This is a genomic window from Nocardioides sp. cx-173 (genome assembly GCF_021117365.1).
Classification (GTDB): Bacteria; Actinomycetota; Actinomycetes; order Propionibacteriales; family Nocardioidaceae; genus Nocardioides.
This window is the reverse complement of record NZ_CP088262.1, coordinates 825,429-851,190: the sequence shown is the minus strand read 5'-3', so window position 1 is coordinate 851,190 and position 25,762 is coordinate 825,429. Positions and strand designations below refer to the sequence as shown.

At 72.5% G+C, this 25,762-nt stretch carries 28 protein-coding genes; 9 read left to right on the top strand and 19 right to left on the bottom strand.

The features are described 5' to 3' along the window. Positions 1-63: 63 nt before the first annotated feature. From LQ940_RS03995 to LQ940_RS03970, 6 genes are all read right to left on the bottom strand, one after another. On the bottom strand, positions 64-1,038 hold the full coding sequence (locus tag LQ940_RS03995; protein WP_231243277.1) for a type IV toxin-antitoxin system AbiEi family antitoxin domain-containing protein: 975 nt from the start codon (positions 1,036-1,038) through the stop codon (positions 64-66). Positions 1,039-1,186: 148 nt separating this feature from the next. Then, positions 1,187-1,843: a DUF1707 SHOCT-like domain-containing protein gene (locus LQ940_RS03990; RefSeq protein WP_231243276.1), complete on the bottom strand. Its 657-nt coding sequence runs from the start codon at positions 1,841-1,843 to the stop codon at positions 1,187-1,189. A gap of 10 nt (positions 1,844-1,853) precedes the next feature. Further along, complete coding sequence (locus LQ940_RS03985; RefSeq protein WP_231243275.1) at positions 1,854-2,936, bottom strand: ABC transporter ATP-binding protein; 1,083 nt, start codon at positions 2,934-2,936, stop codon at positions 1,854-1,856. Further along, positions 2,933-3,718, bottom strand: coding sequence for an ABC transporter permease (locus LQ940_RS03980; RefSeq protein WP_231243274.1), 786 nt, complete (start codon positions 3,716-3,718; stop codon positions 2,933-2,935). Before LQ940_RS03980 ends, LQ940_RS03985 begins: the two co-directional genes overlap by 4 nt. Continuing rightward, complete coding sequence (locus tag LQ940_RS03975; RefSeq protein WP_231243273.1) at positions 3,715-4,641, bottom strand: ABC transporter permease; 927 nt, start codon at positions 4,639-4,641, stop codon at positions 3,715-3,717. The genes LQ940_RS03980 and LQ940_RS03975 overlap by 4 nt, the downstream gene beginning before the upstream one ends. Before the next feature lie 2 nt (positions 4,642-4,643). Then, positions 4,644-5,765 carry an ABC transporter substrate-binding protein gene (locus LQ940_RS03970; protein WP_231243272.1) on the bottom strand — a complete coding sequence of 374 codons (1,122 nt, stop codon included), beginning with the start codon at positions 5,763-5,765 and terminating at the stop codon, positions 4,644-4,646. Positions 5,766-5,912: 147 nt separating this feature from the next. Between LQ940_RS03970 and LQ940_RS03965 the strand changes: the two genes are divergently transcribed. Further along, complete coding sequence (locus LQ940_RS03965) at positions 5,913-7,076, top strand: hypothetical protein (protein WP_231243271.1); 1,164 nt, start codon at positions 5,913-5,915, stop codon at positions 7,074-7,076. Here LQ940_RS03965 and LQ940_RS03960 read toward each other — a convergent pair. Further along, entirely contained in the window at positions 7,073-8,797 is a 1,725-nt protein-coding gene (locus LQ940_RS03960; protein ID WP_231243270.1) for a sulfatase-like hydrolase/transferase, read from the bottom strand. The genes LQ940_RS03965 and LQ940_RS03960 overlap by 4 nt on opposite strands. Before the next feature lie 130 nt (positions 8,798-8,927). Here LQ940_RS03960 and LQ940_RS03955 point away from each other — a divergent pair, with 130 nt between their 5' ends. Further along, the gene (locus LQ940_RS03955; RefSeq protein WP_231243269.1) at positions 8,928-10,631 is read left to right on the top strand and encodes a fumarate hydratase; all 1,704 of its coding nucleotides are present in this window, start codon (positions 8,928-8,930) and stop codon (positions 10,629-10,631) included. Positions 10,632-10,654: 23 nt separating this feature from the next. Here the strand turns inward: LQ940_RS03955 and LQ940_RS03950 are convergent, their stop codons facing one another. The 3 genes from LQ940_RS03950 to LQ940_RS03940 all read right to left on the bottom strand — a co-directional run bounded on the left by LQ940_RS03950 (position 10,655) and on the right by LQ940_RS03940 (position 12,492). Further along, positions 10,655-11,512 (bottom strand): SDR family oxidoreductase, encoded by an 858-nt coding sequence (locus LQ940_RS03950; protein ID WP_231243268.1) that lies wholly within the window; start codon positions 11,510-11,512, stop codon positions 10,655-10,657. A gap of 107 nt (positions 11,513-11,619) precedes the next feature. Continuing rightward, complete coding sequence (locus LQ940_RS03945) at positions 11,620-11,823, bottom strand: hypothetical protein (protein WP_231243267.1); 204 nt, start codon at positions 11,821-11,823, stop codon at positions 11,620-11,622. A gap of 51 nt (positions 11,824-11,874) precedes the next feature. Beyond that, positions 11,875-12,492, bottom strand: a complete 618-nt coding sequence (locus LQ940_RS03940; protein ID WP_231243266.1) for a hypothetical protein — start codon at positions 12,490-12,492, stop codon at positions 11,875-11,877. Positions 12,493-12,574: 82 nt separating this feature from the next. On the opposite strand from LQ940_RS03940, the gene LQ940_RS03935 reads away from it, so the two are divergent. Next, on the top strand, positions 12,575-12,874 hold the full coding sequence (locus LQ940_RS03935; RefSeq protein ID WP_231243265.1) for a TFIIB-type zinc ribbon-containing protein: 300 nt from the start codon (positions 12,575-12,577) through the stop codon (positions 12,872-12,874). A 71-nt stretch (positions 12,875-12,945) separates the two neighbouring features. After that, on the top strand, positions 12,946-13,635 hold the full coding sequence (locus tag LQ940_RS03930; protein ID WP_231243264.1) for a hypothetical protein: 690 nt from the start codon (positions 12,946-12,948) through the stop codon (positions 13,633-13,635). Here LQ940_RS03930 and LQ940_RS03925 read toward each other — a convergent pair. Beyond that, positions 13,614-14,135 (bottom strand): SRPBCC family protein, encoded by a 522-nt coding sequence (locus tag LQ940_RS03925; RefSeq protein ID WP_231243263.1) that lies wholly within the window; start codon positions 14,133-14,135, stop codon positions 13,614-13,616. The genes LQ940_RS03930 and LQ940_RS03925 overlap by 22 nt on opposite strands. Then, positions 14,132-14,500 carry an ArsR/SmtB family transcription factor gene (locus tag LQ940_RS03920; protein WP_231243262.1) on the bottom strand — a complete coding sequence of 123 codons (369 nt, stop codon included), beginning with the start codon at positions 14,498-14,500 and terminating at the stop codon, positions 14,132-14,134. The genes LQ940_RS03925 and LQ940_RS03920 overlap by 4 nt, the downstream gene beginning before the upstream one ends. A 52-nt stretch (positions 14,501-14,552) precedes the next feature. Here LQ940_RS03920 and LQ940_RS03915 point away from each other — a divergent pair, with 52 nt between their 5' ends. The 3 genes from LQ940_RS03915 to LQ940_RS03905 are packed head-to-tail and all read left to right on the top strand — an operon-like array spanning position 14,553 to position 17,481. Continuing rightward, positions 14,553-15,935 carry a class II fumarate hydratase gene (locus tag LQ940_RS03915; RefSeq protein WP_231243261.1) on the top strand — a complete coding sequence of 461 codons (1,383 nt, stop codon included), beginning with the start codon at positions 14,553-14,555 and terminating at the stop codon, positions 15,933-15,935. Next, positions 15,932-16,768 carry an SDR family oxidoreductase gene (locus tag LQ940_RS03910; protein WP_231243260.1) on the top strand — a complete coding sequence of 279 codons (837 nt, stop codon included), beginning with the start codon at positions 15,932-15,934 and terminating at the stop codon, positions 16,766-16,768. Before LQ940_RS03915 ends, LQ940_RS03910 begins: the two co-directional genes overlap by 4 nt. Positions 16,769-16,773: 5 nt before the next feature. Continuing rightward, on the top strand, positions 16,774-17,481 hold the full coding sequence (locus tag LQ940_RS03905; RefSeq protein WP_231243259.1) for a class I SAM-dependent methyltransferase: 708 nt from the start codon (positions 16,774-16,776) through the stop codon (positions 17,479-17,481). Positions 17,482-17,581: 100 nt separating this feature from the next. Here the strand turns inward: LQ940_RS03905 and LQ940_RS03900 are convergent, their stop codons facing one another. From LQ940_RS03900 to LQ940_RS03885, 4 genes are all read right to left on the bottom strand, one after another. Further along, positions 17,582-17,833, bottom strand: a complete 252-nt coding sequence (locus LQ940_RS03900; protein WP_231243258.1) for a hypothetical protein — start codon at positions 17,831-17,833, stop codon at positions 17,582-17,584. Between the two features lie 101 nt (positions 17,834-17,934). Further along, on the bottom strand, positions 17,935-18,612 hold the full coding sequence (locus LQ940_RS03895; RefSeq protein WP_231243257.1) for a lytic transglycosylase domain-containing protein: 678 nt from the start codon (positions 18,610-18,612) through the stop codon (positions 17,935-17,937). Positions 18,613-18,809: 197 nt separating this feature from the next. Then, positions 18,810-20,156, bottom strand: coding sequence for a PhoH family protein (locus LQ940_RS03890; protein WP_231243256.1), 1,347 nt, complete (start codon positions 20,154-20,156; stop codon positions 18,810-18,812). A 268-nt stretch (positions 20,157-20,424) separates the two neighbouring features. After that, positions 20,425-21,198 (bottom strand): isoprenyl transferase, encoded by a 774-nt coding sequence (locus LQ940_RS03885; RefSeq protein ID WP_231243255.1) that lies wholly within the window; start codon positions 21,196-21,198, stop codon positions 20,425-20,427. Positions 21,199-21,305: 107 nt separating this feature from the next. Here LQ940_RS03885 and trhA point away from each other — a divergent pair, with 107 nt between their 5' ends. Together trhA and trxA are read left to right on the top strand one after the other, a co-directional pair. After that, positions 21,306-22,037, top strand: a complete 732-nt coding sequence (gene trhA, locus LQ940_RS03880) for a PAQR family membrane homeostasis protein TrhA (RefSeq protein ID WP_231243254.1) — start codon at positions 21,306-21,308, stop codon at positions 22,035-22,037. 32 nt (positions 22,038-22,069) lie between these two features. Further along, the gene (trxA, locus tag LQ940_RS03875; protein ID WP_231243253.1) at positions 22,070-22,450 is read left to right on the top strand and encodes a thioredoxin; all 381 of its coding nucleotides are present in this window, start codon (positions 22,070-22,072) and stop codon (positions 22,448-22,450) included. An 8-nt stretch (positions 22,451-22,458) separates the two neighbouring features. Here the strand turns inward: trxA and LQ940_RS03870 are convergent, their stop codons facing one another. The 3 genes from LQ940_RS03870 to LQ940_RS03860 all read right to left on the bottom strand — a co-directional run bounded on the left by LQ940_RS03870 (position 22,459) and on the right by LQ940_RS03860 (position 25,758). Then, complete coding sequence (locus LQ940_RS03870; RefSeq protein ID WP_231243252.1) at positions 22,459-24,258, bottom strand: thiamine pyrophosphate-requiring protein; 1,800 nt, start codon at positions 24,256-24,258, stop codon at positions 22,459-22,461. Beyond that, positions 24,255-25,475 (bottom strand): serine/threonine-protein kinase, encoded by a 1,221-nt coding sequence (locus tag LQ940_RS03865; RefSeq protein WP_231243251.1) that lies wholly within the window; start codon positions 25,473-25,475, stop codon positions 24,255-24,257. The genes LQ940_RS03870 and LQ940_RS03865 overlap by 4 nt, the downstream gene beginning before the upstream one ends. 61 nt (positions 25,476-25,536) lie before the next feature. Next, complete coding sequence (locus LQ940_RS03860; RefSeq protein WP_231243250.1) at positions 25,537-25,758, bottom strand: myelin proteolipid family protein; 222 nt, start codon at positions 25,756-25,758, stop codon at positions 25,537-25,539. Positions 25,759-25,762 lie beyond the last annotated feature (4 nt).

The window sequence follows — 25,762 nt, the reverse complement described above, 5'->3', positions numbered from 1 at the left end:
TGGTGTCACAGGAGTGAACGGCGGAGGACCCCAATGCCGGTGGCCGCCCGGGGCTCGCCGGCGCTACGCCGCGCGCTTGAGCATGCGGCGGATGCGCTCCGCCGTGGCGTCGGGTCGGTCGAGATCAACCCAGATCGGCCGGATCATCCGACACCCGGTGACCTCACGTAGCTCGTCCTCCCGGCGCTTCTCGGCGAAGACCGCGTCGCCCGCGTCCTGCCCCGGACGCAACAGCCGGCCGTACTTCACCCTTCCGTCGAACTCCGCCATCAGCCCGAGCTCCGGCCAGGCGAAGTCGACAGTCCCCACCAGCCGATCGCCGTCCCAGACCTCCCACTGCACGATCGGCATCGGCAGTCCGGCCCGCCAGATCAGATACAGCAGACGGCTCTCTCCGACGGACTCCACTCGTCCGTTGGCCAGCCCGAGCACGAGCCGAACAGCGAGCATCCGCCGTGACCGCTGCATCTCGACGTACCGCGCCTCGAGCTGGTCGACCGAGGTAAGCCCTTCGTGCAGATACCAGTTCGCGAGGACGAGCCCCGCCTCCGTGCCCACGAGGTTGCAGCAGTCCAGGACCGTGCGGGTCGGCGTCGTACGCCAGCCCTCCCGGGAGCGGGTCACGTCGACAACCCGCAGCGAGCCCTCATGGTGAACGACGCCCGCGCTCCGACGCCCACCCCCACTCAGGTGGGTCAGGTGGACCGATGAGAGGTCGACGCCCCAATCGGGCGCGCCGTCGGCGATCGCCTGGGACGTGTGCGACACGACGACATGGTCGCGGTACAGCGCCTGGACGGCGCGGGTCAGTACGCCGTGCCGCTGCCGGCGCGACGTCGTCGACCACTCCCGTCGTGGGGCGTACACCCCCTGACGAATGCGCACGAGCTCGCCGACCCGGACCAGCCGACCAAGGGCGTTGTCGTCGATACCGAGCGCCACGGCATCGCGTCTGAGCAGGAAGCCCTGCGTACTGCCCGTCCCCAGAAGTGCATCCAACATGCCCTCGACGTTGCCCGTTCTTCGCCGTTCGCGCATCCGCCTCGACGTTGCCTGTGGATAGCGCACAGCGGGGCAGAGCCGTGCGGATCACACGCTCCGCACGAAACTGGTGGCTCCCGTATGAAGCTTCGTACGGGAGCCGTGAGATTCACCGGGCACCCGGTGAATCTCGGGGCAGCGCGGCTCAGTGCAGGCGGTGGTGGCGGGTGGGGCGGGGGTCGGGGCGGGGCTTGCGCTCGACGGAGACGCCACCCCAGATCGCGAGGCCCCGGACCCGCACGGTGGGTGAGCTGTCGTCGTACTCGGGATCGACCAGGCCGGAGGGGCCGGAGTAGCCGCCCATGATGCCGACGCCCTCGATGACGACATGGGTGTGGGGGCCGACGACGATCGAGGCGCCGCCCATGAAGGCGTTGACCGTGATCACGACCTCCTGGGCGGCGTACGTCGCCTGGCGCAGGTCCAGGTTGGCCCCGCCCATGAAGCAGGTGATCGTGAGCCGCTCCGGGACGGTCCAGACCCCGGAGCGGTCCAGGCCGCTCATGATCGCCAGGTGGCGCTGCTCGCGCGCACCTCCGGGGGTGATCTGGGAGGAGGCGGGGGCCGGGCGGGGCACGGGCGGCGGGGCCGCGTCGCGGTGCGCCGGCAGGTCCGAGGTGATCGGCAGCAGGTCGGCGTAGGTCTTGGCGGCGTACGTCGCCTCGAGCCGCTCGTCGAGCTCCTCCAGGTCGATGCGGCCGTCGCCCGCGGCGGTGCGCAGCAGCTCGGCCACCTCGTGGCGCTCGGCGTCGGAGACCCGCAGCTGCCGGGGGTCGCCGTCGGGGCGCTCGATCCCACCCATGTGACGAATCCTACGGCGCGACGACCAGGACCGCCGCCGGCGCGACCTCGAGTCGCACCCGGACACCCGGCTCCAGCCGGGCGGCGTCGCTGCTCATGAGCTGGGCGACCACCAGGGTGCCGTCGTCCAACATCACGCTAGCGCGCGTCACCGGGCCGAGGAACGACACCGAGGCGACGTGCCCGTGCCCGGCGTCGTCCGGGACCACCGAGATCGACTCGGGGCGCACGAGGGCGACGCCCGACTCCGCCGCCGAGCCCGGGAGCACCGGCACGCTGGTGCCGAGCAACGAGGCGCGACCGTCGACGACCCGCGCCGGGATGCGGTTGCTGAGCCCGACGAACTCGCCGACGAACGGCGTCGCCGGGGCGGAGTAGAGCTCGGCCGGCGGCGCGATCTGGTCGAGCCGTCCGGCGTTCATGACCCCGACCCGGTCGGCGATCGCCAGGGCCTCCTCCTGGTCGTGGGTGACGAACAGCGTGGTCGTCCCGACGTCCATCTGCACGCGGCGGATCTCGTCGCGCAGCTGAACGCGGACCTTGGCGTCCAGGGCGGAGAGCGGCTCGTCGAGCAGCAGCACCGCCGGCTCCACCGCGAGCGCGCGGGCGAGCGCGACCCGCTGCTGCTGGCCGCCCGAGAGCTGGTTGGCGTAGCGGTCCTTCTGCTCCCCCAGCCCGACCAGGTCCAGCATGTCGCCGGCCCGCCTGCGCCGCTCGGCTCGGGGGCGGCCGCGGAGCTTGAGCCCAAACGCGACGTTGTCGAGCACGGTGAGGTGCGGGAACAGGCTGTAGGCCTGGAAGACCATCCCCATGTCGCGCTTGTTGGCGGGCACCCGCGAGACGTCCTTGCCGCCCACGCTGATGGTGCCGGCATCCTGGCGCTCGAGGCCCGCCAGCAGCCGCAGCGCGGTGGTCTTGCCGCAGCCGGAGGGCCCCAGCAGCACGACCATCTCCCCGGGCTCCAGCCGCAGGTCGAGGCCGTCGAGCGCCTGGACGTCGCCGTAGGTACGGCGCAGCCCGCTCATCTCGACCGCGAGGCCGGGTGGCGTGGAGGTCTCACGGGAGGTCTCATGGGGAGACGGGGACACGGTCATCTACTTCCTCCGGGGGTACGCCGCCGGCGGTCGAGGAACGACAGCACCACCAGCAGGGCGGCGGCGAACAGGATCGAGGCGAGGGCGGCGGCCATGGACTGCGGCGCGTCGCTCTTGCCGAGCGCGACGATCACGACGGGCAGGGTGTCGTAGTTGAGCAGGGACGAGACGGTGTACTCGCCGAGCACGAGCGCCACCGAGATGAAGGCGGCGCTGAGCACACCGGTCCAGATGTTGGGCGAGATCACCCGGACGATGACCGTGAGCCACCCGGCGCCGAGCGAGCGCGCCGCCTCCGAGAGCGTGCGCGAGTCAATCGAGGAGAGCGCGGCGTCGATGGAGCGGTAGGCGTAGGGCAGCACGAGCACGACGTAGACGAACGTCAACGTCAAGGCGGAGTCGCCCATCAGGTAGTCGACCCAGGCGTAGACGTTCTTGATGCCCACGACGATCACCAGCGCCGGGATGGTCAGTGGCAGCAGGCACAGGAACTCCACGAGGCGCGAGGCCCGCGGCACCCGCAGCCGCACCCACACCATGGTCGGCACCAGCAGCACCACCATGCCCACGACGGTGAGCAGGGAAAGCAGCAGCGAGGTAGTGATCGCCTCGGTCATGGCGGGGTCCTCGAGCAGCCCGCGCCAGGCCTCGCCGGTGCGCTCGCCGGTGCGCGGCACCTTGGTGCTGAAGTCGAGCAGGGCCACCAAGGGCAGCAGGAAGAAGACCGCGAACACCGCCAGCAGCAGCCAGCGGACCACGCGCCAGACCCGTCCCCCGGTCACGAGAGCCACCGCGACGTACGACGGAGCAGCCAGGCGTACAGCGACATCACGATGGCGACGACCACGACCATCTCGAGGGCGAGGGCGTAGCCGAAGTTGGCCTGGCCGAGCACGATCTCGCTGGTGAGGGCGGAGCGGATCAGCAGCGGCGTGATCGGGGCGCCCTGGTTGACCAGCGCCGCCGCGGTGGCATAGGCAGCGAACGCGTTGGCGAACAGCAGCAGCGCCGAGCCGAGGAAGGCCGGCCGCAGCAGCGGGAACGCCACCTGCAGCCAGTACTGCCGGGTCGTGGCGCCGAGGTTGACCGCCGCCTCGCGCCACTGGGGGCGCAGGCCCTCGAGCGCCGGCATGAAGACGATCACCATCAGCGGGATCTGGAAGTAGGAGTAGACCAGGATCAGCCCGGGCAGCTCGTAGAGCCAGCTCGCCCCGGTCTCGCTCGCGCCGAACAGGTCGGCCAGGACGCTGGTGAGCAGTCCGCCGAAGCCGAGCGTCGCCATCCACGCGAAGGCGAGCGTGACCCCGCCGAACTGGGCCAGCACCCCGCACACGGCGGTGACCGCGCGGCGCATCACGCTGGTGGGCGGGGCGGTGACGACCAGGTAGGCCAGCAGCGCGCCCAGCACCGCACCGACCGCGGCCGAGGTGAACGACAAGATCACGCTCTCGCGCAGCGCGCGCAGCGGCGTGCCCTCGCCCAGCGCCCGGATCTTCTCCAGGCTGAAGCCGCCGGACTCGGCCTGGAAGGCACCGACCACGACGGTGATGGTGGGGATGACGAGGAAGATCCCGATGAAGACCAGGAACGGGACCAGCCCCAGAGCCGGCCCCAGGGAGAGCCCGGCGCCAGGGCGCCGTCCTCTCCCGGGGACCGTCTCCGGAGCGGCGGTCGCCGCTGCGGCGAGCGGTGCGGCTGCCGACATGGTCAGCCGATGGCCTTCGCCCAGTTGTCCGCGAGGTAGGCGGCCATCTTCTCCGTCTGCTCGTTGGTGGGGATCACCGGCTCACCGCCGACCGGCGGGAGGGCGTCGTACAGCTCCTGGTCGATCGTCCCCGCCTCCACCATCGCCTCGGCGCGCACGGGGCGCGCCCCTCCGGCGAGCCAGAGGTTCTGGCCCTCGTCGCTGTAGAGGAACTCCTGCCACAGCCGGGCGGCCGCGGGGTGCGGCGCGTCGGCGTTGATGGCCTGGAAGTAGTAGCCGGCGACGGCCGCCTCGTCCGGGACGTAGACCTCCCAGGTGTCGAGCTTGGCCGACTCCATGGCGTTGAGGTAGTCCCAGTCGATGACGACGGGGGTCTGGCCGGACTCGATGGCGGCCGAGGTCGGGTCGACGGGCAGGAAGTTGCCGGCCTTCTTCATCTCGGCGAAGTACTCGACGCCGGGCTTGATGTCCTCGACCGAGCCGCCGTTGGCGATGGCCGCCATGACGACCCCGCTGAACGCGGCGCCGGCCTGCGTCGGGTCACCGTTGAGGGCGACCTTGCCCTTGAAGTCGGGGCCGAGCAGGTCGTCCAGCGACGTCACCTCGGGCACCACGCTGGAGTCGTAGCCCACCGACATGAAGCCGCCGTAGTCGTTGACCCAGGCGCCGTTCGGGTCCTTGAACTCCTCGGGGATCTCGTCGAACTTCTCGACCTTGTACGGCGCGTACATGTCGGTGTTGGCCAGGGCCACGGACTGACCCAGGTCGAACACGTCGGGCGCGCGGTCGGTGCCGGCGAGCTGCTCGGCGGCGTTGATCTCGTCCTGGCTGGCCGCGTCGGGCTGCGCCGAGTTGACCTTGATGTCGTACTTCTTCTCGAAGGTCTCGATGATCTGGCCGTAGTTGGCCCAGTCGGGCGGCAGGGCGATGACGTTGAGCTCGCCCTCTTCCTCGGCGGCGGCGACGAGGTCCTCCATCGAGCCGAAGTCGTCGAGGGAGGTCGCGGTCGCAGCCTCCGAGGAGGAGCCGGAGTTCTTGTCGTCGTCCTCGGGCGGGGCGCACGCGGCGAGAGCGGCGGTCGACAGCAGCGCCATGACGGCCAGCAGTGAGATCTTGGGCTTCACGTTTCTCCTTGTTCCAAGCGCGAGAGGCCGCGCGTCGGCGCCCACCTTCGCAGGTGGGGCCTGCCCTGACGTTACTCCCACGCGAATCCAGCCGATCACGCTGCCGAACATCTCGGTCGGCGCACCGCAGCGCACTAGCCTGAGGGCGTGCGCCGTGCCGTGCCCGCCCTCGTCGGGGTCCTCGTGCTGTGGGGCGGCTCCGCGTGCACCTCACCGGACGAGCCGCCGGAGGACCCGACGCCGGTCGTGGTCGGGTGGGAGCAGGTCCCGCTGCCGGTGCCAGACGGACCGGCCGGGCGGGTCGGCGTACGCGACGCCGTGGCGTGCGACGGCACCTGGTGGCTGGTCGGGACGGTGTTCACCGGCGGGGACGGGACGCGGCCGGCGGCCTGGCGCAGCGACGACGACGGCCGGACCTGGCAGCCGCTGCGGTTCGCGCCGCGCGCCTACTGGGCCCGGCGCGCGGTGCTCTCCTCGGTGGCGTGCCGCGGCGACCGGGTGGTCATGGTCGGCGCCAAGTCCGGGGGCGCACACGGCAACCCGCGGGTCAGTACCTGGTACCAGCGCGGCGACGGCGCCTTCGTCGACGTGATCGCGCCGTTCCCGCTCTTCGGCGGTGTCGAGGCGGTCAGCGTGGAGCGGGTGGCTGCCGGGCCGTCCGACTGGCTGATCGCCGGCAACCGCACCTCGGGGGCGGCGGTCTGGGTGTCGCAGGACGAGCGCGAGTTCGAGCTCGTCGACGACGACCCCGCCCTGGGCCGCGACGAGCGCGTCGACACCCTCGCGATCGCGCAGGTGCATGACGGCGAGGGTTGGACGGTGGTGGGGAGCGGCCAGGTGGAGGGCCGGATCGTGCCGATGGCCTGGGTCTCCCCCGACGGCCGCACCTGGTCGCGCCAGGAGGTCCCGGCCGGGGAGACGTTCACCGAGCTGCAGCGGGTCGCCGCGACGGACGACGGGGTGCTCGCCGTCGGCCTGCGCGACGGCGCGGTCGGCAGCTGGCGCCGCACCGGCTCCAGCTGGGTGGCCGGAGAGTCGTTCGGCCCGCTGGACCCCGACCGCGCCGCGTTCGCCGGGCCGTCGGGCCTGGTCGCATCCGGCGACCGGGCGCTGGCCACGGCCAGCGACGGGACGTCGTACGCCGCGTGGGCGACGCTCGACTCGTCCTCCTGGCGCCCCGTCGAGGTCCCGGTCAACCCCGCCGCCGGCGGCGGCCAGGTCCTGACCGTGGCCGGGACCGACGAGACCCTGCTGCTGCTCGCCGACGACGGCCTGGCCGGGCGGGTCTGGCGCGCGTCCTGGCCCGGCTAGCGCACGGCGGCGCGGCACTGCGCCGGGCGGCACCCGTCGAGCCGCAGCAGCCGCCGCATCAGGTCGCGGGCGTAGGGCTTGTCGTGGTCCTGGGCGAACACGTTGACGTCCTCCCACGGCCGGTCGTAGCGGTACAGCTCGAAGGCGGGATCGACGCCGGTCCAGGACGGGTCGAGGTCGAGGCGGACGAGCAGCCCGCGCTCGCCCCGCACCGCCACGAACGACGGGATCAGGTCGATGGTCCCGCCCGAGCCCTCGTCGGTGTCCACCTCGCCCGGCTGCGACTTGGCGTAGGTGTGCTCGAAGAAGGCGTAGCGCGCGCCCGGTGCCTCGGGGCGGCTCAGCGTCGCGGCGAAGGACCGCCCGGAGCGGAAGCGCGGCGTCCGCACGCCCGCCAGCTCCTCGAAGGTCGGCGCGAGGTCGATGTTGCTGACGAACTGGTGACGGGTCCCGGGCACCACGCCGGGCCCGACCACCACCAGGGGCACCCGGCTGTCGGAGTCGTACGGCGTGCCCTTGCCGCCGTTGAGCTGGTGCTGGCCGAGGTGGAAGCCGTTGTCGGAGGTGAGGAACACGTAGGCGTCCGGGCCGGCGGCCTTGCGCACCCGCTGGACCAGCCGGTCGACGGACTGCACCATCCGCGCGCGGTCGCGGTAGCGGGTCAGCGCCTGCTGGTCGGTCAGCGTGATCTCGTTGGTGCGCCAGGGCGGCGCCGGGGCGGTCGAGCCGTCGGGCAGCAGGTAGGTGGGCGCGTTGTCCTCGCGCGGGTCGTCGTAGCCCACCAGGTCCTCGAGAGCCAGCTCACCGCACGGGCGGGTGCCGCAGTTGCCGCCGGTGGGCCCGCCTCTCGGAGGCCGGTCGCGGAAGGCGGCGGGGAACTGCGTGCCGCCGGGATAGGCCGCCGCCATCGAGCTGTGGGGTGCGTAGGTCGCGACCTCGAGGAAGTACGGCGGGTCGCCCGGTCGCTGCTCCTTGAGGAACTCCACCGCCTTGCGGGCGGTGACGGTGGTGGCATACGCCCGGTCGCGCCGCCGCGCCGGCGCCGAGAGCGGCGGCTTCGGGTGCTCCTGCACCTGCACCTCCCCGTCGGCGTCGAGATAGGTGCTCTGGAAGTCCCAGCCGTTGTAGGCGGCTCCCGAGAGGGCCTGCCAGTCGCTCCAGCCGGGGACCTTCGGCGCGGGCAGCTCGACCCCGGCGACGGACTCCCCCCGGTAGCCGTTGAGGAACTTCCCGACGAAGCCGGTGCGGTAGTCCGCGTCCTGCAGCGTCACGCTGAACTGCCGCTGCTCGTTGCCGTGGGCGACGAAGGCCTCGTAGCCGCCGATGGGGTCCTCGGGGTCGTTCGGCGTGTTGGTCAGTACGCCGGTCTGGTGCGGCAGCTGCCCGGTCGCCATCGCCGCGCGCGAGGGGCAGCACAGCGAGTCGACGACGAAGGCGTTGTCGTAGGTCGCACCCTCCGCGGCCATCCGCTGCGCGTGCGGCATCGTCGCCAGCAGCTCCAGCGAGAAGTCGTCCATCAGGATCAGCACGATGTCCGCGGGTCCGTCGGGGCCGTCGGCGCCGGCCGGCTGCCCCGGGGTGGCGGGCGGGCGCTCGCCGTACGCCGCGGGAGGCCCGGGCTCTCGGCTGTCCGGGTCGGTCATCGCCCCGGCGGCGAGCACGCCGGAGATCGTGACCGCCAGCGTGGCCGCGACCACCCCGAGACGCCCGGACCCGGCCATCACCCCTCCTCCGGCCGGTCCCCGCTGGGGCCGGCCTGACTGTGCCCCTGCCTCTCAGACGCACGGGGACCCATTCAGGTTGCCCGAGGTCGGCGGGCGTCTCGTGGAGGCGCGGCGATAGCCTGCCCCGGTGACCACCGGCGCCGACTTCCGCTACTCCGACCTGCTGCCGACCGGCCGTGACGACACGCCGTACCGGCTGCTCACGACCGAGGGGGTGTCCACCTTCGAGGCCGACGGGCAGAGCTTCCTGCGGGTCTCGCCGGAGGCGATCCAGCGGCTCACCGCGGAGGCGATGCACGACATCTCGCACTACCTGCGTCCCGCGCACCTCGCGCAGCTGCGCCGGATCATCGATGACCCGGAGGCGTCCGGCAACGACCGCTTCGTCGCGCTCGACCTGCTGAAGAACGTCAACATCTCCGCCGGCGGCGTGCTGCCGATGTGCCAGGACACCGGCACCGCGATCGTCATGGGCAAGAAGACCGAGGGCGTGCTCACCGGCGTCGACGACGGTGAGGCGATCAGCCGCGGCGTCTACGACGCCTACACCAAGCTCAACCTGCGCTACTCCCAGCTGGCCCCGCTGACCACATGGGAGGAGAAGAACACCGGAACCAACCTGCCGGCGCAGATCGAGCTCTACTCGACGCCGCAGACCTCGGGCCGCCCGGAGTACAAGTTCCTGTTCATGGCCAAGGGCGGCGGCTCGGCCAACAAGTCGTTCCTGTTCCAGGAGACCAAGGCCGTCTTGAACCCCCCGCGGATGCTGGAGTTCCTCGACGAGAAGATCCGCTCACTCGGCACCGCCGCCTGTCCGCCGTACCACCTGGCGATCGTGATCGGCGGCACCTCCGCGGAGTTCGCGCTCAAGACCGCCAAGTACGCCTCCGCGCACTACCTCGACAACCTGCCCACCGAGGGCTCGATGAGCGCCCACGGCTTCCGCGACCTCGCGCTCGAGGAGGAGGTCTTCAAGCTCACGCAGTCCTTCGGGATCGGCGCGCAGTTCGGTGGCAAGTACTTCTGCCACGACGTCCGCGTCGTGCGCCTGCCGCGCCACGGCGCCTCGTGCCCGGTCGCGATCGCGGTGTCGTGCTCGGCGGACCGGCAGGCGCTCGGCAAGATCACGCCCGACGGGGTGTTCCTGGAGCAGCTCGAGATGGACCCCGCGCAGTACATGCCCGACGCGGGCGTGGCCGAGGACATCGCCGGCGGCGCCGTCGTACCGATCGACCTCAACCAGCCGATGGCCGACATCCTCGCCGAGCTGCGCCGCCACCCGGTCAAGACCCGGCTCTCGCTCACCGGCCCGCTCGTGGTCGCGCGCGACATCGCGCACGCCAAGATCAAGGAGCGCCTCGACGCCGGCGAGGAGATGCCGCAGTACCTGCGCGACCACCCCGTCTACTACGCCGGCCCCGCCAAGACCCCTGACGGCATGGCGTCCGGCTCGTTCGGGCCGACGACGGCCGGGCGGATGGACTCCTACGTCGAGCAGTTCCAGGCCGCGGGCGGGTCGCTGGTCATGCTGGCCAAGGGCAACCGGTCCAAGCAGGTCACCGACGCCTGCCACGCCCACGGCGGCTTCTACCTCGGCTCCATCGGCGGCCCCGCCGCCCGCCTCGCCCAGGACTGCATCCGCTCGGTGTCGGTGCTGGAGTACGAGGAGCTCGGCATGGAGGCCGTCTGGAGGATCGAGGTCGAGGACTTCCCCGCCTTCATCGTCGTCGACGACCAGGGCAACGACTTCTTCACCGACCCCTCCGGCGCCGTCACCGTCCCGCTCAGCTCGTTGCTCGACAGCGGCCTGCGCGTCCGCAGCGCCCAGTAGCCGATCGACCCGTCAGCGGTCGGTCAGGGGGTGAGGGCGCGCAGGCCGTCGACGAGCGGGGTGGTGGGGCGGCCGATCAGGCGCGAGAGGGTGCCGTCGGCGTGGTCGAGGATGCCGTCGCGGATGTTGCCCTCGAGCGCGACGACGAAGCCCGCGGTGCCGGCGTCGAGACCGACCGACTGAAGCTGGGCGAGGCGCTCCTCGGGGCTGAGCTGCTGCAGCGCGACCTCGCGGCCCAGCACCTCCGACATGGCCTGCGCGAGGGTCGCGAAGTCCCACGCGACGTCGCCGGCCAGCTCGTACACCTGACCGACGTGGCCGTCGGTCGTGAGGACCACGGCCGCGCCCTCCGCGAAGTCCGCACGCGAGGCGCTCGGCACCCGGCCGTCGCCGGCGCTGGTCACGAGCACACCGTGCTCGCGGGCGACCTCGAGGTCATCGGCGTAGTTCTCGGTGTACCAGTTGTTGCGCAGCACCGTCGCGGGGACGCCCGACGCGGCGAGGTGCTCCTCGGTCGCCTTGTGCTCGGGCGCGAGCACCAGCGGGCTGGTCGTCGCCTGGGGGGCGCTCGTGTAGACGAGCTGCTGGACCCCGGCGGCCGCGGCCGCGTCGATCACCCGGGCGTGCTGCTCGACGCGCTGGCCCACCTCGGAGCCGGAGATCAGCAGCACCCGGTCCGCGCCGTCGACGGCCGCCGTCACCGAGGCGGGGACCCCGTAGTCCAGGGGGACGGCCTGCACGCCCCGCTCGGAGTACGCCGCCAGCGACTCGGGCTGGCGGGCCCCCGCGCGGATCGTGTCCGGATCGACGCCACGGTCCAGCAGCGAGTCCAGGACGAGGCGGCCGAGGTGGCCGGAGGCGGCGGTGACGAGCAGGGTCATGGCTGGTCCTTCACGGTCGTGCGGACGGGGGTCACTGGACCGAACCGCAGATCCCGGCGGATGCTTCCCCGGTCCGCCCGACCGGTGCTACCAGCCGGTGCCCCTCGTCAGCGCGACGACTCGTTGCCCTCCTCGGGCGGGTTGTGCCGCGGGAGGGCGTTGGGACCCGCGGTGCCCTCCTGGGCATCGCCGCTCTGGTCGTCGGGGTTGCCGGCGACCGCCTGGTCATCGGAGATCGGCACGTCGGCCACGTCCGGATCCATCGAGGCGACCTCCGAGACCTGGCCCTCGTCCTGCGTACCGTCGTCCATCATCGGGCTCCTCTCGTCGTGGGACGAGCCGGTACCCCGCCGCGCGCCCGCTCACTCGCCGGACCGGCCGAGCGCGACGTCGAGCGCGGCGTCCACCCGGTCCACCTCCGCGTCCGAGCCGGTGACCCCCGGCCCCTGCAGCAGCACGGACGTGAACCGCCCGCCGCCGCAGGCCTGAGCCGTAACCGCCTCAGGCGCCTCCCGGCTGGGGATCACGTTGACCACGCGCTCGAGGTCGGGGCCCAGGCCCTGGAGCTCCACGAACAGCGAGAACAGCTCGCACCCCTCCGCGTCGTCCACCTCGCCGGAGGCCAGGATCCGCCGCGCCTCCTCGATCTTGGCGCCGGTCACCGGGTCGTCGCCGAGCTCCTGCTCGACCCCGTCGAGGGCGGGCCCGAGGTTGGCGACCCAGTCGGCGACGGGCACGTCGATCACCTGGACGCCGGCGTCGGCGGGCGAGCCCCAGCGGCAGGTCGGCAGCCCGGTGACCTCGCCGGGCTCGGGCTCGCCGAGGTCCTTGCCGGCGAGCGCGACCAGGTCGTCGGCCGACAGCAGCTCGCAGGTCTCCCGCGCCTCGTCGCTGACCTCGGCCTCGCTCTTGCTCTCGCCCGCACAGCCGGACAGGACCGCGATCAGGACGGCGACGGCGACAGTGGGGGCGAGACGCATGAAGTGCTCCTGCGAGGGAATGGGAACCCCGATCCTGCCTCGTCCGTTGGCCGAGGAGAAGGCCCACCCAGAGGAGCGCATCATGCAGTGCCCCACCGACGGAACCACGCTGACGATGAGCGAGCGCAGCGGCATCGAGATCGACTACTGCCCGAGCTGCCGCGGCGTCTGGCTCGACCGGGGCGAGCTCGACAAGCTCATCGAGCGCTCCGTGGCCCAGCAGGCGCCCCCCGCGCCCGCGCCGCAGCAGCCCTCTCGCGAGCGCAGCTACGAGCGCTACGAGGAGCCGCGCCACCACGAGCAGGGCTACGAGCGCGGCTACCAGCAGCAGGGCTACAAGAAGAAGCGCAAGGAGAGCTGGCTCAGCGAGATCTTCGACTGACCCGGCCGCGCCCACGGCGTGCCCGCGGGTCCGCCCCCGGTCCCGCCGGCGTCTCTTGGCAGGATGAGGCCATGGAGTACGCCGAGCTCGCCCGCGCCGAGTCCGAGCGCGGCGAGCTGGTGCTGCGCGAGCGGCGCCCCGCCGATGGCCCCTCCGTCATCGAGCTGCGCGCCAACGGCGCCTTCGTGATGGACACCCTCGAGGTGAGCACCGAGCGCGCGCTCGCGACCGCGGCGCTCGCGCTGGTCGAGGACCCGAAGGCGGTGGTGGTCGGCGGGCTCGGGCTCGGGTTCACGATGCACGAGGTCCTGGCCGACTCCCGCGTGGAGGTCTGCGCGGTGGTCGAGATCGAGGAGGCCCTCGTCGGCTGGATGCGCGACGGCACCATCCCCCACGGCCCGGCGCTGCTCGCCGACGAGCGGGTGCGCCTCGTCGTCGCCGACGTCGCGGTCGCCCTCGCCGAGGCCCGCCCGGCGTCGTACGACCTGATCCTGCTGGACGTCGACAACGGCCCGGGCTACCTCGTCCACGAGGGCAACGCCGAGCTCTACCGGGAGCCGCTGCTGCGCGCCGCGCGGCAGACGCTGCGACCCGGTGGCGCGCTCGCGATCTGGTCGGCGAGCCCGTCGCCCGAGCTCGCCGACGCCCTGACCGGCGTGTTCGGCCAGGTGCAGGCGCAGCCGCTGGAGGTGCTGCTCCAGGGGCGCGAGGAGCACTACTGGGTCTACGTCGCCCGCGCTCAGGAGAAGGCGCTGCGGTAGAAGCCTGCCTGGCCGGGGTAGTAGTCGTCCCAGACGACCCCGGCCACGTCGCGACCGGTCTCGGCGGCGACCAGCCGGTCCAGGTAGTAGTCCCAGCCGGGCCCGACGCTCTCGGCGACGGCCGGGTCGCTCATCACCTGCGCGAAGGTCAGGGTTGTGACGCCGTCGCTCTCCACGAGGTCCAGCTCGAGCTGCCACACCATGCCGTCGGGATCCTCCGGTCCGGTGCCGCCCGAGTGCGTCACCAGCCGCCGCGGCGGCTCGCAGACCTCGATCCGGTAGGTCTCCGCCGCGACGTCCTCACCCTCCGCGGTCATCCGGAACGACACCGCGCCCGAGGCCGGGTCCCCCGACCAGGTCCCGATCCAACGGGCCAGCCGGTCCGGCTCGGTCACCGCCGCCCAGACGTCCTCGATGGGGGCGGCGAACGTGCGGGCGTAGGCGACGTACGACGTGCCGTCGCGGGCCTCTCGACGGCCGGTGGGGGCGATGCCGCTCATGCGGTCTCCTCGGTGATGGTGGGGTCGACGACGGCGCGGTCGGCGTGCCGCTCGCGCCCGGTGCGGCGGACCTCGAGCTCGAGGCCGTCCAGCGCGGACTCCGCGAAGGGCGCAGCGCGCCGCAGCTCGGCGGCGAACGTCAGGACGGGCGCCATCGCCTCCGCGCGAAGCCGGTAGTGGCGCTCGCGGCCCCGGTCCTCGGCCGCGGCGAGCCCGGCCTCGGTGAGCACCCGCAGGTGCCGGCTGACCGCCGGCCGGCTGACCGTCTGGGCCGCCGCCAGGTCGACCACGCGCGCCGGCCCGGCCGCGAGCGCCCGCAGCAGCTCCCGGCGTACCGAGTCGGCCAGCGCGGCGAAGACGTCCATGGGTTATTGGTAACAGATGCTTTACCAATCGGTCAAGGGTTAGCGTGACCCCATGACCGAGTACCGCACCGAACACGACTCCATGGGCGAGGTCCTCGTCCCCCGCGACGCCCTGTGGCGCGCGCAGACCCAGCGCGCGGTCGAGAACTTCCCGATCAGCGGCACCCCGCTGGAGCGCCGGATGATCGAGGCGCTGGCGCTGGTGAAGGGCGCCGCCGCGCGCGCCAACCGCGAGCTGGAGATCCTGCCCGAGGAGCAGGCCGCCGCGATCGCCGATGCCGCCGCGGAGGTGGCCGCGGGCGAGCACGACGAGCACTTCCCGATCGACGTCTTCCAGACCGGGTCGGGCACGAGCTCGAACATGAACACCAACGAGGTGATCGCCTCGCTCGCCACCCGCGCCGGCGTCGAGCTGCACCCCAACGACCACGTCAACGCGAGCCAGTCCAGCAACGACACCTTCCCCACCGCGATCCACGTCGCGGTCACGCGCGCGGTCGTGGGCGACCTGCTGCCGGCGATCGACGTACTCGGATCCAGCCTGGAGGCCAAGGCCGACGAGTTCGCCGGCCTGGTGAAGTCCGGCCGCACGCACCTGATGGACGCGACCCCGGTGATGCTCGGCCAGGAGCTGGGCGGCTACGCCGCGACGGTGCGCTACGCCGCCGAGCGACTGGACTCCGTGCTGCCGCGAGTGCGCGAGCTCCCGCTGGGCGGTACGGCGGTCGGCACCGGCATCAACACTCCCCCGGGCTTCGCCCAGGCCGCGATCGCGGCCCTCAACGAGCTCACCGGCGAGACGTTCACCGAGGCCCGCAACCACTTCGAGGCGCAGGGCACCCGCGACTCGCTGGTGGAGCTGAGCGGTGTGCTGCGGACCCTCGCCGTCGGCCTCACCAAGATCTGCAACGACCTGCGCTGGATGTCCTCGGGTCCCACCACCGGCCTCGCCGAGATCCACCTGCCCGACCTGCAGCCGGGGTCCAGCATCATGCCCGGCAAGGTCAATCCGGTGCTGCCCGAGGCCACGCTCATGGTGTGCGCACAGGTGATCGGCAACGACGCCGCGGTGACCGTGGCCGGCGCCAGCGGCAGCTTCGAGCTCAACGTCGCCATGCCGGTCATGGCGCGCAACCTGCTCGAGTCGGTGCGGATCCTGTCGACCTCGATGACCCTGCTCGCCGAGCGCTGCGTCGACGGGATCACCGCCGACGCCGAGCGGATGCGGCGCTACGCGGCCTCGTCGCCCTCGGTGGTCACGCCGCTGAACAAGTACGTCGGCTACGAGAACGCCGCCAAGATCGCCAAGCGGGCGCTCGCGGAGGGCGCCACGATCCGCGAGACCGTGCTCGAGATGGGCTTCGTCGAGCGCGGCGACCTCACCGAGGCGCAGCTCGACGAGGCGCTCGACCTGGAGAGCATGACCCACCCGTGACGCCCAAGACGGTGGTCGTCACCGGCGCCAGCGACGGCATCGGGCTGGAGTGCGCGCGGCAGGTGGCGGCGCTGGGTCACCGGGTCGTGATGGTGGGCCGCAACCCCGACAAGACCCGTGCCGCGGTCGCGTCGGTGCGCGCGTCCGCGCCCGGGGCGGTGGTCGAGCAGGCGCTCGTCGACCTCGCCTCCCAGGACTCGGTCCGCGCGCTGGCCGAGCACCTGCTGGCCGCCTGCGAGCAGATCGACGTACTGGTCAACAACGCGGGCTCGGTCTTCGAGCGCCGTACCCTCACCGACGCCGGGATCGAGGCGACCTTCGCGGTCAACCACCTCGGCGGGTTCCTGCTGACCGAGCTCCTGCGCGAGCGGATCGTGGCCAGCGCACCTGCCCGGGTCGTGATCACCAGCTCGCGCGGCCACTACTCCGGGACCCTGGACTTCACCGATCTCGGCTTCGAGCGCGGCTACTCCATCCTGCGCGCGTACAGCCGCTCCAAGCTCGCCAACGTGCTGCACACCCGGGAGCTCGCCCGGCAGCTCGACGGCACCGGCGTCACCGTCAACTGCCTGCACCCCGGCGCCGTCGCCACCTCGATCTGGAGCGGCGCCCCCTGGTGGGCGCGGCCCGTGCTGGCCCTGGGCAAACGGGTCGCGATGATCTCCCCCGAGCAGGGCGGTGCTCACCTCGCGTACCTGGCCGTCGGCCCCGAGGTCGAGGGACGCACCGGCGGCTACTACGACGAGGACCGGCTCACCGAGCCGTCGACCCTCGCGCGCAACGAGGCGGTGGCGTGTCGGCTGTGGGCCGAGAGCCTGCGTCTGGTGGGGTAGCCGGCATGACCGACCTGACCAGCCCGGACGCGGTGCGCCGCCAGTACGCCGCCGAGGGCAACCTGCAGACCCGATCCTCCGTGTGGCACCCCGACGCGGACGGGCGCGACCCTTCGCAGGTCGCGCTCGACGCGGTGGTCGAGGCCGCGCCGGCACGGATGCTGGAGGTCGGCTGCGGCACCGGCGGCTTCGCCGCGCGGGTGCGCGACGCGCTGCCCGAGCTCGACCTGGTCGCGATCGACGCCTCGGAGCGGTTCGTGGAGCTGACCTCCGCGCGCGGGGTCACCGCCCACGTGGCCGACGCCCAGGCGCTGCCGTTCGAGGACAGCTCCTTCGACCTCGTCGCCGCGCTGTGGATGCTCTACCACGTCCCCGACCTGCACCGCGGCCTCGCCGAGGTCCGGCGGGTGCTGCGCCCCGGCGGCACCTTCGTCGCGGTCACCAACGGCGACCAGCACGTGGCCGAGCTGCGCCGCGCCGTCGGCCGGCCACCCATGGTCACCCACTTCAGCAGCGAGAACGGCGAGGCGGCGCTCGGCCGGCACTTCTCCGACGTACGCCGCGAGGACCTGCGCCCGCGCGCGGTCTTCCCCGACCACGCCGCGGCCGTCGCCTACCTCGCCTCCGCCGACGAGCCGAGCCAGCGCGACCTGCCGTGGTTCGACGGCCCCCGCGAGTACGCCGGCCAGGTCACGGTGTTCGTGTGCCGCTGAGAGCGAGGAGTTTCACCGGGTGCCCGGTGAAACTCACGGCTCCCCGACGAAGCTTCAGCCGGAACCCGTGAGTTCCTCGACCCCCGTGTGACCCAGGGGCTCAGCGGGACCGGTCCCGCGGCGGGATCACCGGTCCGCGGTCGGAGGTACGCGCCACCTGGAGGCCGCGGGCGACGCCGCCGACGAGCAGCAGGTAGCCGGCGGTCCCCAGGAGGACCAGCCCGACCACGGCGTACGCGTGGTCGCCGTCGGCGTTGACCAGGCACATGCCGGCGACGATCAGCACCGCGAGCCCGCCGAGCAGGTAGCCCAGCCCGAGCGACGGCTGGTAGTCGTTGGTGTCCGGCGTCATGGCGGCAGTCTCACCCACGCACCGCCGACCCGTCACCAACGGCACCGAAATGCCGCCGACCCGGTCAGAAAGTTTCTGACGGGTCAGCGGGGAGACGGGGATCAGTACCAGTTGTGGGACTCGGAGTGGGCCCAGGCGCCGCAGGGGCTGCCGTAGCGGTCCTGGATGTAGCCGAGGCCCCAGCGGATCTGGGTGACGGGGTTCGTGGCCCAGTCGGCGCCGGCCGAGGACATCTTGGAGCCCGGGAGGGCCTGCGGGATGCCGTAGGCGGAGGAGGTGGGGTTGTCGGCGTTCCAGGTCCAGTTGGACTCGCGGGTCCACAGCGAGTCGAGGCAGCCGAACTGGTCCTGGGAGAAGCCGAACTCCGCGAGCAGCGCCTGGCCGATGCTGCGGGGGTCCTCGTCGGACATGTCCTCGGTGCGGCTCATGGCCGAGACCTTGGTCTGGACCACGGAGGCCTTCTTGACCGAGTTGAGGGCCTGGCGGCGCGAGGATCGCGACACGCTGGTGTCGCGCTCCGCCAGGTCGTCGACCTGGAGCGAGCTCGCCGGCGACGCGTCGTCGGCCCGCGCGTTCGACGCGGCGGCATCGACCGAGCCGACCGGGGAGATGGCCGACCCCTGCCCGAGCACGCCGGTCGAGACCGTCGCACCGGTGACGGCCACGGCGACCGAGGACAGGATCACGGTGTTGCGCAGCGCCTTGCGGGGAGCCGCCACGAGGGCGGACCGCTCGACGGGAGCGCGGTGCTTGGGGGCGGGCTTGACCTGCTTCGTCACAGAGGAGGAGTCCAGGGGCTAGACGACACGGAAGGCGATCACGCGCCGTTAGGTCACGGACTGATCACGGGCCACCCTGCCTGACCCACCGGACGCGTGCAAACCGAACCTCCACTTTCCAGGGGAAAATTCCCCGAGAGGCCCGCCACATCGCTCCTCTTCGTCACACCAGCCCCTCAGGCCACAGTCGCCACGGACTACAACGTGACGTTCTCCAGCATCTCGGTCACCAGGGCGGCGATCGGCGAGCGCTCCGAGCGGGTGAGCGTCACGTGGGCGAACAGAGGGTGCCCCTTCAGCTTGTCGATCACCGCCACCACGCCGTCGTGGCGCCCCACCCGCAGGTTGTCGCGCTGGGCGACGTCGTGGGTGAGGACCACCTTGGAGTTGGCGCCGATGCGGGAGAGCACCGTCAGCAGGACGTTGGCCTCGAGCGACTGAGCCTCGTCGACGATGACGAACGCGTCGTGGAGCGAGCGGCCGCGGATGTGGGTCAGCGGCAGCACCTCGAGCATCCCGCGGTCGAGGATCTCGTCGATGACGTCCTTGGAGGTCATCGCGCCCAGGGTGTCGAAGACGGCCTGGCCCCAGGGCGACATCTTCTCCGACTCCGAGCCGGGCAGGTAGCCCAGCTCCTGCCCACCCACCGCGAACAGCGGGCGGAAGACCACGACCTTCTTGTGCTGCCCGCGCTCGAGGACCGCCTCCAGGCCGGCGCACAGCGCCATCGCCGACTTGCCGGTGCCAGCGCGCCCGCCCAGCGAGACGATCCCGACCTCGGGGTCGAGCAGCATCTCCAGGGCGATCCGCTGCTCCGCGCTGCGGCCGTGGATGCCGAACGCCTCGCGGTCGCCGCGCACGAGGTGCACCTGCTTGTCCGCCCCGACCCGGCCGAGCGCGGTGCCGCGGTCCGACAGCAGCACCAGGCCCTGGTGACAGGGCAGGTCACGGGCGGTGTCGAGGTCGAGTACGCCGTCGTCGTACAGCTCGTCGAGCATCGCGGCCTCGACCTCGATCTCGGCCATGCCGCTGTAGCCGGTGTCGGAGTCGTGGACGGCGTCGGCGCGGTACTCCTGCGCGTCCAGGCCGACGGCGGAGGCCTTGATCCGCAGCGGCAGATCCTTGGACACGAGCGTGACGTCGTGCCCCTCGTCCGCGAGGTTGCGGGCCACGGCGAGGATCCGGGTGTCGTTGTCGCCGAGGCGGAAGCCGGAGGGCAGCGTCTGGGGGTCGGTGTGGTTGAGCTCCACCCGGACGGTGCCGCCGTGCTCGCCGACCGGGACCGGCTCGTCGAGGCGCCCGTGCGTGGTGCGCAGCTCGTCGAGCATGCGCAGCGCCGACCGGGCGAAGAACCCCAGATCGGGGTGGTGCCGCTTGCCCTCGAGCTCGGTGATGACGACGACCGGCAGCACGACCTCGTGCTCGTCGAACCTGCGCAACGCCCCCGGGTCGGCCAGCAGGACGCTGGTGTCGAGGACGTAGGTGCGGTGCTGGGACTTCTGGGCCTGCGGCACGGGGTACCCCTCACGGGTCGGCGCGCGCACTCGACGCCCCGGCCCTAGTTGACGCTGATGGACCGGAGAGTGACCCGAACGCCGGAGTGCCGGCGTCCGATCGACCGGGGCGGACGGCAGGTGTGGACCTGCCTCCTCGTCCCAGCGAGCTGGTCGTGAGCTGTCACGAACGGGCCTCCGATTGGTGAGCTTCCCCACTCACCATGAGACGAAAATTACGCCTGCCGGAGGACCGACACGCGGCGACACGCCCGCCCCGAGGGGTGAAGGGCCGGTGACGGTTGCGTTACGCCGGTGCTCACGAGCCGAAGCGTCGCTCGCGCAGGGCGTAGGCCCGGATCGCGCGCAGGAAGTCGACCCGGCGGAACTCCGGCCAGTACGCCTCGCAGAAGTAGAACTCCGACTTGGCGCTCTGCCAGAGCAGGAACCCGCCGAGCCGCTGCTCCCCCGACGTGCGGATCACCAGGTCCGGGTCGGGCTGGCCCTTGGTGTAGAGGTGGTCGGAGATGTGCTCGACGTCGATGATCGTCGCGAGCTCCTCGAGCGTGGTGCCCTTGGCGGCGTGCTCCAGGAGCAGGGACCGTACGGCGTCCGCGATCTCGCGACGACCGCCGTACCCGACCGCGATGTTGACCAGCATCCCGTCGACGTCGTGGGTGGCCTCGGCGGCCGCCTTGAGCCGCTCCGCCGTGCGGGCCGGCAGCAGGTCGAGCGCACCCACCGGGTGCAGCCGCCAGCGGCGCTGGTCGGCGAGCGAGTCGACCGCCTCCTCGATGATCCGCAGCAGCGGCTCGAGCTCGGCCTCGGGGCGGTTGAGGTTGTCGGTCGAGAGCAGCCAGAGCGTGACCACCTGGATGCCGACCTCGTCGCACCAGCCCAGCAGCGGCTCGATGTTGGCGGCACCCGCGCGATGCCCGTGGGCGGTGTCGCGGCCCACCGCCTTGGCCCAGCGCCGGTTGCCGTCGAGCATCACGCCGATGTGCTGGGGGAGGTTGTCGGGCAGCCGGCGCAGGAGCCGGGACTCGTACGCCGGGTAGAGCACCCGCCGGAGTCCTCGCTTCCAGTCCGCCATGCCTTCGATGGTAGGGGGTGAGGGCCGTCACTCCGGCCACCGACGGGCCGGGTGACATCCGTCCCTGGGTTGTCACATGCGTGCTTCCGGTCGCTATCGTCGGGGGTATGCCACCGACCCTCGACCACGCGAACGAGGCTGTCCGCGCCGGCCTTGAGTCACTCAGCGAGACGATCGCCGAGGTCAAGCCGAAGCTCCGCGGCTGGATGCACCTCGTCCTCACGCCGTTGGCGCTCGCCGGCGGCATCGTCCTGATCGTCCTGTCCCCCGACGCCACCACCCGCTGGGGCTCGGCGGTGTTCGCGTTCAGCGCCCTGCTGCTGTTCGGGATCTCCGCGCTCTACCACACCCGGTCCTGGTCGCCGCGGGTCTGGGCGGCGCTGCGGCGCTTCGACCACGCCAACATCTTCATCCTCATCGCGGGCTCCTACACGCCCCTCACGCTGATGCTGTTGGAGGGCACCGAGCGGGTCGTGCTGCTGACGACCGTGTGGGGCTGCGCGATCCTCGGCGTGCTGTTCCGGGTGTTCTGGATCGGCGCCCCACGCTGGCTCTACACGCCCCTCTACATCGGCCTGGGCTGGGCGGCGGTCTTCTTCATCCCCGGCTTCATCGACGGCGCCGTCTCGCGCCTCGGCACCACCACGGGGACCACCGTGCTGGTGCTGGTCGCGGTGGGAGGTGCGCTCTACACCCTGGGCGGTGTCGTCTACGGCTTCAAGCGGCCGGACCCCTGGCCCCAGTGGTTCGGATTCCACGAGGTCTTCCACACCTTCACCATCCTCGCCTTCGTCAGCCACTACGTCAGCGTCTCGATCGCGACCTACACGCTGCGCTAGAAGGTCTGCGCGCCACCTCGTAGGCTGTTCGGATGGCCACCATCGAGCTGACCACCGAGAACTTCACCTCCCACGTCGAGGACGACGACATCCTGCTCGTCGACTTCTGGGCGAGCTGGTGCGGACCGTGCCAGCAGTTCGCCCCGACGTACGAGAAGGCCTCCGAGGCCCACCCGGACGTCACGTTCGGCTCCATCAACACCGAGGAGCAGCGCGAGCTGGCCTCGGCTGCCGGCATCCAGTCCATCCCCACCCTGATGGCGTTCCGCGAGGGCATCCTGGTCTTCGCCCAGCCCGGCGCACTGCCGCCGCAGGCGCTGGAGCAGGTCATCACCGGCGTCAAGAGCCTGGACATGGACGACGTACGCCGCCAGATCGCCGAGGCCGCCACCCAGGAGCAGCCCGAGGGCTGACCCGGGCCTCACGCCTCCGGGAGGCGCTCCTCCTGGGCGGCCTGCCGGTCCAGCAGGTCACGCGCGTGCTCCCCGCCCGGGCCCTCCTGGGCGAGCGCCCGGCGGAAGCTCTCCAGCTTCTCGCGACCGGCGGGGAACGGCGGCAGCAGCGGCACGTCGGGGTCGGTCACCGCCTCGATCACGGTGGGCCGGTCCGCGGCGAGCGCCGCGGCCCAGGCGTCCTCGACCGCCTCGGGTCCGTCGATGCGGATGCCCCGTAGCCCGAGCAGCTCGGCGTAGCCGGCGTAGGGGAAGTCCGGAAGGCTCTGGCTGTCGTCGAAGCGGGGGTCCCCCTCGGTCTCGCGCTGCTCCCAGGTCACCTCCGCGAGCTCGCGGTTGTGCAGGACGAGCACGACGAAGCGTGGGTCCGACCAGTCCCGCCAGCGGTGCGCCACCGTGATCAGCTCGGCGATGCCGTTCATCTGCATCGCCCCGTCGCCGACCAGCGCCACCACTGGACGGTCGGGGGCGGACAGCTTGGCCGCGATGCCGTAGGGCAGCCCGGAGCCCATGCTCGCGAGCGTCGAGGACAGGTGCGCGGGCACGCCGGGCGGGAGCCGCAGGTGACGCGCGTACCAGTAGACGACCGAGCCGACGTCCACGCTCACCATGGCGTCCTTCGGCAGGTGTGCGCTCAGCGAGCGCACGACGAGCTCGGGGTTGAGGGGGCGCGCCTCGAGCCTCGAGCGCTGCTCCGCCAGGTCGTGCCAGGCGCGGACCTGCTCCTCGACCTCCTCGCGCCAGGCGGTGTCATCGCGCTCGCGCAGCAGCGGCAGGAGCGCGCGCAGGGTCTCGGCCGCGTCGCCGGTGAGCCCCACCTCCACGGGGTAGCGGTTGCCGAGGTGGCGACCGTCGAGGTCGACCTGCACGGCGCGCGCCTGCCCGGGCGCGGGGTAGAACTCCGTCCACGGGTCGTTGCTGCCGACGACCAGCAGCGTGTCGCAGTGGCCCAGGAGGTGGGCGGAGGCCGAGGTGCCCAGGTGGCCCATGACCCCGCAGGAGTACGGCAGCGACTCGTCCCACCAGGGCTTGCCAAGCAGGCTGGTCGCGACGCCGGCCCCGAGCCGCTCGGCCACCGCCCGCACCTCGTCGCCCGCCTCGCGGACACCCTGCCCGACCAGCAGCGCCACCCGCTCGCCCGCGTCGAGCACCTCGGCGGCGCGGCGCAGATCCTCCGCACGCGGCACGACGTGCGGTCGCCGCCACTCGGGGGCGGTCACCACGACGCCGTGCTCCTGCTCGGGGCCGGAGGCCTCCTCCTGCTGCACGTCGTGCGGCAGGACGACCACGCACGGCGACCGGGTGGCCAGCGCGGTGCGGAACGCACGGTCGATCAGCATCGGCACTTGCTCCGGCGCGAGCGCCGTCTGCAGGAACTGCGCGGCGACGTCCTTGAACAGGCTCTGCAGGTCGATCTCCTGCTGGTACTCCGAGCCCAGCACGGTCGTCTCCTGCTGGCCGACGATCGCCACCACCGGCACGTGGTCGAGCTTGGCGTCGTACAGGCCGTTGAGCAGGTGGACCGCGCCCGGCCCCTGGGTGCTGGTCATGACGCCGACCTCGCCGGTGTACTTGGCGTGGCCCACCGCCATGAGGGCGGCGTTCTCCTCGTGCCGCGCCTGGATGAGCTCGGGGTCTCCCCCGGCCCGGCGCAGGGCGCCCATGAAGCCGTTGATGCCGTCGCCGGAGTAGCCGAAGATCCGCGAGACGCCCCACTCCCGGAGCCGCTCGACCACGACGTCGGCGACGAGCTTGGACTGCTCGCTCATCGGGGGCCCTTCCCCTTGCCGGACTTGGGCCCCTTCTTCTTGCCCTTCTTCTTCGCCTTCGGCGGCCCCGCCTTCGGGGCGGCCCGGGCGGTGGTGCTGCGCACGACCGCCGGCGACGTGGTGGTGGACGGGGCGGCCCCGGAGGGCGCCGAAGACGGGGAGGTGGACGAGGAGTCGGCCGGCCTCTCGGCCTGGCTCGGCTCGCCCCCGCCGAACAGCCCCACGCCCGCGAGCGCCACGGCCAGGGCCACGGCGGCGGCCGCCGCCACGAGCACGGGCCGGACCCGGCGCCGAGCCGGTGGCACGAGGGGGACCAGCGTCGTCGCGTCGTCCGCGGCGATGAGGGCGAGGCGCTCGGCGACGACGGCTGCGGAGGGCCGGGCAGCGGGGTCGCGGGCGGTCATCGCGCGCACCAGGTCGGCCAGAGCGGGCGCCAGGTCGTCGGGAACGTGCGGGTCGCGTGCGAGGCGGGCGACAGCGGCCTCGGCCGTGGAGCCGGTGAAGGCCTTGATGCCGGTGACCGCCTCGAGCAGCACCAGGCCCAGGGCGTAGACGTCGACGGCGGGGCCGATCTCGGCGCCGCTCACCTGCTCCGGCGCGAGGTAGCCGACCGTCCCGACCGTCGTCCCGGTCATCGTGTGCCGCACGGCGTCCCCGACGATGCGGGCGATGCCGAAGTCGGCGAGCCGGACCCGACCGTCGTCCCCGACCAGGACGTTGCCGGGCTTCACGTCGCGGTGGACCACGCCCTGCGCGTGGGCGTAGGCGAGGGCGGCTGCCACGTCGCCCAGCAGGTACGCCGCCTCGCGGACCGGCAGCGGACCCGCGGCCATCAGCGCGGCCAGCGTGGGGCCCTCGACGAGCTCCAGCACCAGGTAGGGGCGGTCCTCGGACTCGCCGGCGTCGAGGAGGGTCACGAGCGAGCGGTGCGAGAGGACCGCGAGCGTGCGCGCCTCGGCGGTGAACCGCGCCCGATCGACGTCCGACGGCGTCGCCTCGCGCAGCCGTTTGACGGCCACCTCACGGCTCAGCAGCGTGTCGGTCGCCCGGTGCACGTCCGCGACGCCGCCGCGCCCGAGGACCGGGCCCAGCCGGTAGCGCCCGCCCAGGAGGTCGGGTGCGGGGACCGACGTCGGCGGCGGCTGGTCGCCGAGGAGCCCCGACATGTCCACTGCCTCGGTGGGATCGGGGTCGCGCGGGTGCTCGTCGGGGCTCATCGATCCACCGGTGCCCTGCCGGGGCGCGGTGAAACCGTCCGTCGCTGGCGGCCGCCGGTGCTCAGGCCTCGGGCGGCGCCGGCCGTCGGGTCGGCGGGTCGTAGCGCCCCTCCTGCTCGGAGCGCTCGGCGCGCTTGAGGTGCTTGGTGAGGCTGAAGCCCAGCAGCGCGACCGCGAGGATCAGCAGCCCGAAGAGGCCGAACGCGGTCCAGCCGGCGACGACGTCCTCCTCGTCGGGTCCCTTCTCCACGAGGGGAAGCAGGAGCAGCAGCACGGGGGTCATGGTC

What these genes read in the sequence shown, in the direction of transcription:
- LQ940_RS03995 (WP_231243277.1), bottom strand. Translation starts at nt 1,038, where the DNA reads ATGCGCGAACGGCGAAGAACGGGCAACGTCGAGGGCATGTTGGATGCA.
- LQ940_RS03990 (WP_231243276.1), bottom strand. Translation starts at nt 1,843, where the DNA reads ATGGGTGGGATCGAGCGCCCCGACGGCGACCCCCGGCAGCTGCGGGTC.
- LQ940_RS03985 (WP_231243275.1), bottom strand. Translation starts at nt 2,936, where the DNA reads ATGACCGTGTCCCCGTCTCCCCATGAGACCTCCCGTGAGACCTCCACG.
- LQ940_RS03975 (WP_231243273.1), bottom strand. Translation starts at nt 4,641, where the DNA reads ATGTCGGCAGCCGCACCGCTCGCCGCAGCGGCGACCGCCGCTCCGGAG.
- LQ940_RS03960 (WP_231243270.1), bottom strand. Translation starts at nt 8,797, where the DNA reads ATGGCCGGGTCCGGGCGTCTCGGGGTGGTCGCGGCCACGCTGGCGGTC.
- LQ940_RS03950 (WP_231243268.1), bottom strand. Translation starts at nt 11,512, where the DNA reads ATGACCCTGCTCGTCACCGCCGCCTCCGGCCACCTCGGCCGCCTCGTC.
- LQ940_RS03945 (WP_231243267.1), bottom strand. Translation starts at nt 11,823, where the DNA reads ATGGACGACGGTACGCAGGACGAGGGCCAGGTCTCGGAGGTCGCCTCG.
- LQ940_RS03940 (WP_231243266.1), bottom strand. Translation starts at nt 12,492, where the DNA reads ATGCGTCTCGCCCCCACTGTCGCCGTCGCCGTCCTGATCGCGGTCCTG.
- LQ940_RS03935 (WP_231243265.1), top strand. Translation starts at nt 12,575, where the DNA reads ATGCAGTGCCCCACCGACGGAACCACGCTGACGATGAGCGAGCGCAGC.
- LQ940_RS03930 (WP_231243264.1), top strand. Translation starts at nt 12,946, where the DNA reads ATGGAGTACGCCGAGCTCGCCCGCGCCGAGTCCGAGCGCGGCGAGCTG.
- LQ940_RS03925 (WP_231243263.1), bottom strand. Translation starts at nt 14,135, where the DNA reads ATGAGCGGCATCGCCCCCACCGGCCGTCGAGAGGCCCGCGACGGCACG.
- LQ940_RS03920 (WP_231243262.1), bottom strand. Translation starts at nt 14,500, where the DNA reads ATGGACGTCTTCGCCGCGCTGGCCGACTCGGTACGCCGGGAGCTGCTG.
- LQ940_RS03915 (WP_231243261.1), top strand. Translation starts at nt 14,553, where the DNA reads ATGACCGAGTACCGCACCGAACACGACTCCATGGGCGAGGTCCTCGTC.
- LQ940_RS03905 (WP_231243259.1), top strand. Translation starts at nt 16,774, where the DNA reads ATGACCGACCTGACCAGCCCGGACGCGGTGCGCCGCCAGTACGCCGCC.
- LQ940_RS03900 (WP_231243258.1), bottom strand. Translation starts at nt 17,833, where the DNA reads ATGACGCCGGACACCAACGACTACCAGCCGTCGCTCGGGCTGGGCTAC.
- LQ940_RS03885 (WP_231243255.1), bottom strand. Translation starts at nt 21,198, where the DNA reads ATGGCGGACTGGAAGCGAGGACTCCGGCGGGTGCTCTACCCGGCGTAC.
- trhA (WP_231243254.1), top strand. Translation starts at nt 21,306, where the DNA reads ATGCCACCGACCCTCGACCACGCGAACGAGGCTGTCCGCGCCGGCCTT.
- trxA (WP_231243253.1), top strand. Translation starts at nt 22,070, where the DNA reads ATGGCCACCATCGAGCTGACCACCGAGAACTTCACCTCCCACGTCGAG.
- LQ940_RS03870 (WP_231243252.1), bottom strand. Translation starts at nt 24,258, where the DNA reads ATGAGCGAGCAGTCCAAGCTCGTCGCCGACGTCGTGGTCGAGCGGCTC.
- LQ940_RS03865 (WP_231243251.1), bottom strand. Translation starts at nt 25,475, where the DNA reads ATGAGCCCCGACGAGCACCCGCGCGACCCCGATCCCACCGAGGCAGTG.
- LQ940_RS03860 (WP_231243250.1), bottom strand. Translation starts at nt 25,758, where the DNA reads ATGACCCCCGTGCTGCTGCTCCTGCTTCCCCTCGTGGAGAAGGGACCC.